Origin of the sequence: Escherichia sp. TW14182 (assembly GCF_000208525.1) — a bacterium.
In the GTDB taxonomy this organism is placed as follows: Bacteria; Pseudomonadota; Gammaproteobacteria; order Enterobacterales; family Enterobacteriaceae; genus Escherichia; species Escherichia ruysiae.
On sequence record NZ_AEJZ01000371.1, the window covers coordinates 1 to 3738 of the forward strand.

Genomic DNA, 3738 nt, shown 5'->3' on the forward strand with positions numbered 1-3738 from the left:
CCCTCTCCCCAAGGGGGCGAGGGGACCGTCCGCACTCGCTTCATCTATATCACCGTTCTTTCGCCGCTCGAGGGGACCGTCCGCGCTCGTTTCACCCCGCCCGATAAAACGGTTTATCCCCGAGGATCGTCGCCCGATGCATAATCCGCCGCTGTGGCAGATAATCTGCATTCGCATAGTGCTGAGTCACGCGGTTATCCCAAATCGCGATATCATTTGGCTGCCAGCGCCAGCGCACCTGAAACTCCGGTTTGGTGATATGGGTAAATAAAAAGCCTAGCAAGGCTTCGCTCTCTTTCTCACTGACATCGACAATTCGCGTGGTAAATCCTTCATTAACAAACAACGCCTGTTTACCGCTCACCGGATGCGTTCGCACCACCGGATGTAGTAAAGGAGGATTTTTCGCTGCCGCCTCGCGCCAGCGTTGATGCTCCTCCTCCGTTTTGCGGTATTTGTATTCCGGGAACGATTTACGGAAATCATGCTCCGCGCGCAGCCCGCTCAACAACTGACGGAAGGGAACAGAGAGCGCCTCATACGCCGCAATACCACTGGTCCATAGCGTATCGCCCCCGGTTGATGGCAACTCTTTCGCTGCCAGTATCGCTCCCGCTGGCGGCGTCTCAATAAATGTCACATCGGTGTGCCAGTTGTCGTTATCCGGCGGATTATCGTTATGGGTATCCAGTACGATAATCTCCTCAACCCCTTCGGCATGAGGGTAAACAGGATGAATATGTAGCTCGCCAAAACGCTGGGCCAGCGCGCGTTGCTGCTGTGGCGAAATGCCTTGTTCACGCAGAAACACCACCTGATGGCGCAACACCGCATGGTAAAGCTGTTCAAACTGATTATCACTTAACGGACGCGTCAGGTCGGCACCCGAAATTTGTGCGCCGATATACGGCCCCAGCGGGGTAATGCTCAGACGTTCACTCATTGTACTTCTCCATGCCAGGGCGTCAGGCGGCGCTGTAACGCACGCAGACCCAGTTCTAAAAGAAAGGCGATAATCGCAATCACCGCGATCCCCGCCAGCACCACGTCAGTTGCGAGAAATTCACCCGCTGACTGAACCATAAAACCTAAGCCTCGCGTCGCGGCAATCAGCTCCGCCGCCACCAGCGTAGACCAGCCAACCCCCAGACCAATACGTAATCCGGTGAGAATTTCCGGCAGCGCGCCAGGCAGAATGACAAACCACAGCACCTGCGTGCGACTGGCGCCTAGCGACTGCGCGGCACGAACGCGAACCTGCTGCACGCTTTTCACCCCCGCCAGCGCCGACATCGCCACCGGTGCAAAAATCGCTAAATAGATCAGTAAGATCTTCGAGGTTTCACCAATACCAAACCAGATCACCATCAGCGGCAAATAGGCCAGCGGCGGCACCGGGCGATACAGTTCAATTACCGGATCCAGAATGCCGCGCACCGTCGGGCTTAGCCCCATGGCGATCCCAACCGGAATGCCGATTAACACCGCCGCAAGTAGCGCCAGCACAATGCGCGTCAGGCTGGCTGCCAGATGCTGCCACAGCGTGGCGTCCATAAATCCTTGCGTTCCGGCAATGGTGAGCAGTTTTGCCAGTACCTGTTGCGGCGGCGGCAAAAACAGCGGGCTAATCAGTTGCAGCGCCGCCACTGCCCACCATAAAGTCAGTAAAACCGCTAGTGTGCCAATGCTTAAAGTGACCTGACGCGAGAGCGGCCAGCGCAATTTCAGCCGACGCGAATGCATTTTTTCATTAATAAGCACACTCATGAGAACGCCTCTCGTTGCTCAAATACGCGGCTTAAAACATATTCGCGCATGGCGATGAATTGTGGATCGGACTTGATGCTGCGGCTAGACTCTCCCGCAACAAAGCGGCGGGCGAAGTTGAGTCGCAGACGCTCCAGCACACGACCCGGCCCCGGTGAAAGCAGAACCAGTTCGGTCGCCATAAACACCGCTTCTTCTATATCATGAGTAATCAACAACACCTGCTTGCCTGTCTCCTGCCAGAGTTTCAGCAGCAGTATTTGCATCTGGTCGCGGGTGAAGGCGTCCAGCGCGCCAAACGGTTCGTCGAGTAATAACATCCGGGGATTAGCCGCCAGCGCGCGGGCAATCCCTACCCGCTGACGCTGACCGCCAGAAAGCTGCCAGATGTCGCGTTTTCCCGCACCTTCCAGCCCGACTTTTTTCAGCATTTGGTGAGCGATTTCCAGACGTTGCTTTTTCTCCATCCCCGCCAGTTGCAGGCCGAACGCCACGTTATCCTGCACATTACGCCACGGCAGCAGCCCTTCATTCTGAAAAACCACCCCGCGCTCTGCACCCGGTCCCTCGATACGCTTGCCCGCCAGTTGAATGCTGCCTTGCTGATAATGCACAAAACCGGCAATCAGATTCAGTAAGGTGGTTTTGCCACAGCCAGACGGCCCCAGCACCACCAGCAGTTCGCCGCTTTCCAGCGTCAGATTGATATCTTCCAGCGCCGGTTTACCGCCATAATCGGCATAGAGATGAGAGATTTGCAGCATTCGCGCCTCCTTTTATTGCACGAAGCGCGAGGTAACGTACTGGCTGTAATCATTCGCCACGGCGGGAACTTTACCCTGCTCTTTCAAAAACTGCGCGGTGTCGATGATCGCTTTGTTCACCGCTCCGGTCAGTTCTGCCGTTTGCTGCTGCGGCGTCAGATAGGTATTTCCCTTGACCAGCCCCGGTACGTCACCTTCCGGTACGCCGCTCAAGCGCGCCAGTTTGCTGATGTTTTCCGGCTGTTTCAGCCACACGTCCGGATTCGCAATGTACGGCTGCTGGGCATCAATGGCGCTTTTAGCGAACGCTTTCACCACATCAGGATGTTTCTGGGCAAAATCTTTGCGCACTACCCAAACGTCCAGCGTCGGTGCACCCCACCGCCCGACCTGTTCTGAGTCTGTCAACACCTTGCCGTCTTTTTCCAGCGCATTAACCGCAGGTGCCCAGACATAAGCGCCATCAATATCTCCCCGTTGCCAGGCGGCAATAATCGCTGGCGGTTGCAGGTTCACAATCTCCACTTGTCCGGGTTTAATGCCCCAGTGTTTCAACGCTGCCAGCAGGCTGTAGTGCGTGGTGGAGATAAACGGCACGGCGATGCGTTTGCCAATCAGATCTTCGGGTTTGCTGATGTTTTTCTTAACTACCAGCGCCTCGGAGTTACCCAGTTTTGACGCCAGCAAGAAAACTTCAATCGGCACCTGCTGGCTGGCAGCAACCGCTAACGGGCTGGAACCGAGATTACCGATTTGCACGTCACCAGAAGCCAGCGCCCGAACGATGCTGGCTCCGCTGTCAAACTTGCGCCAGTCCACGGTCGCCCCGCTCTCTTTGGCAAAGGTGTTATCAGCCTGAGCCACTTTCGCCGGTTCGGCGGAGGTTTGATACGCCACGGTGACGTTCACCGCCTGCGCCTGAAAAGTGATGAATGCCAGTGTGGCAAGAAGTGTGTTACGCGATGAAATTGCCATAATTGTCTGCTCCCCTGTCTTGTTATGAGAGCAGTATTCGCGGAGAAAGATATTTGATAAAAGAATTAATCATTATGGACAATATGTTTTTATTCTTAGCAAAAAAATGGCAAACGATAGATGAGTTATGCATTTACCAACCGTTTTCCTACAAAGCAATGCCACATTTACTTTTATATACGAATAAAAATTCAAACAATAAAAATTTATTTCACCCTCCACCAACCAGACA

Annotated in this window: 4 protein-coding genes; all 4 read right to left on the minus strand. The window is 54.5% G+C overall.

Translation table 11 applies throughout. The annotated features are described in order from the left end of the window. Positions 1–91: 91 nt before the first annotated feature. Genes tauD through tauA form a run of 4 tightly spaced genes read right to left on the minus strand, consistent with a single transcriptional unit; the run spans position 92 to position 3506 of the window. Positions 92–943 carry a taurine dioxygenase gene (gene tauD, locus EQY_RS0121920; protein WP_000004056.1) on the minus strand — a complete coding sequence of 284 codons (852 nt, stop codon included), beginning with the start codon at positions 941–943 and terminating at the stop codon, positions 92–94. Next, entirely contained in the window at positions 940–1767 is an 828-nt protein-coding gene (gene tauC / locus EQY_RS0121925; RefSeq protein ID WP_000114626.1) for a taurine ABC transporter permease TauC, read from the minus strand. The genes tauD and tauC overlap by 4 nt, the downstream gene beginning before the upstream one ends. After that, the gene (tauB, locus tag EQY_RS0121930) at positions 1764–2531 is read right to left on the minus strand and encodes a taurine ABC transporter ATP-binding subunit (RefSeq protein ID WP_000939344.1); all 768 of its coding nucleotides are present in this window, start codon (positions 2529–2531) and stop codon (positions 1764–1766) included. The genes tauC and tauB overlap by 4 nt, the downstream gene beginning before the upstream one ends. A gap of 12 nt (positions 2532–2543) precedes the next feature. After that, entirely contained in the window at positions 2544–3506 is a 963-nt protein-coding gene (gene tauA / locus EQY_RS0121935) for a taurine ABC transporter substrate-binding protein (RefSeq protein WP_001018423.1), read from the minus strand. Positions 3507–3738: the final 232 nt, after the last annotated feature.

What these genes read in the sequence shown, in the direction of transcription:
- tauC (WP_000114626.1), bottom strand. Translation starts at nt 1,767, where the DNA reads ATGAGTGTGCTTATTAATGAAAAAATGCATTCGCGTCGGCTGAAATTG.
- tauA (WP_001018423.1), bottom strand. Translation starts at nt 3,506, where the DNA reads ATGGCAATTTCATCGCGTAACACACTTCTTGCCACACTGGCATTCATC.
- tauD (WP_000004056.1), bottom strand. Translation starts at nt 943, where the DNA reads ATGAGTGAACGTCTGAGCATTACCCCGCTGGGGCCGTATATCGGCGCA.
- tauB (WP_000939344.1), bottom strand. Translation starts at nt 2,531, where the DNA reads ATGCTGCAAATCTCTCATCTCTATGCCGATTATGGCGGTAAACCGGCG.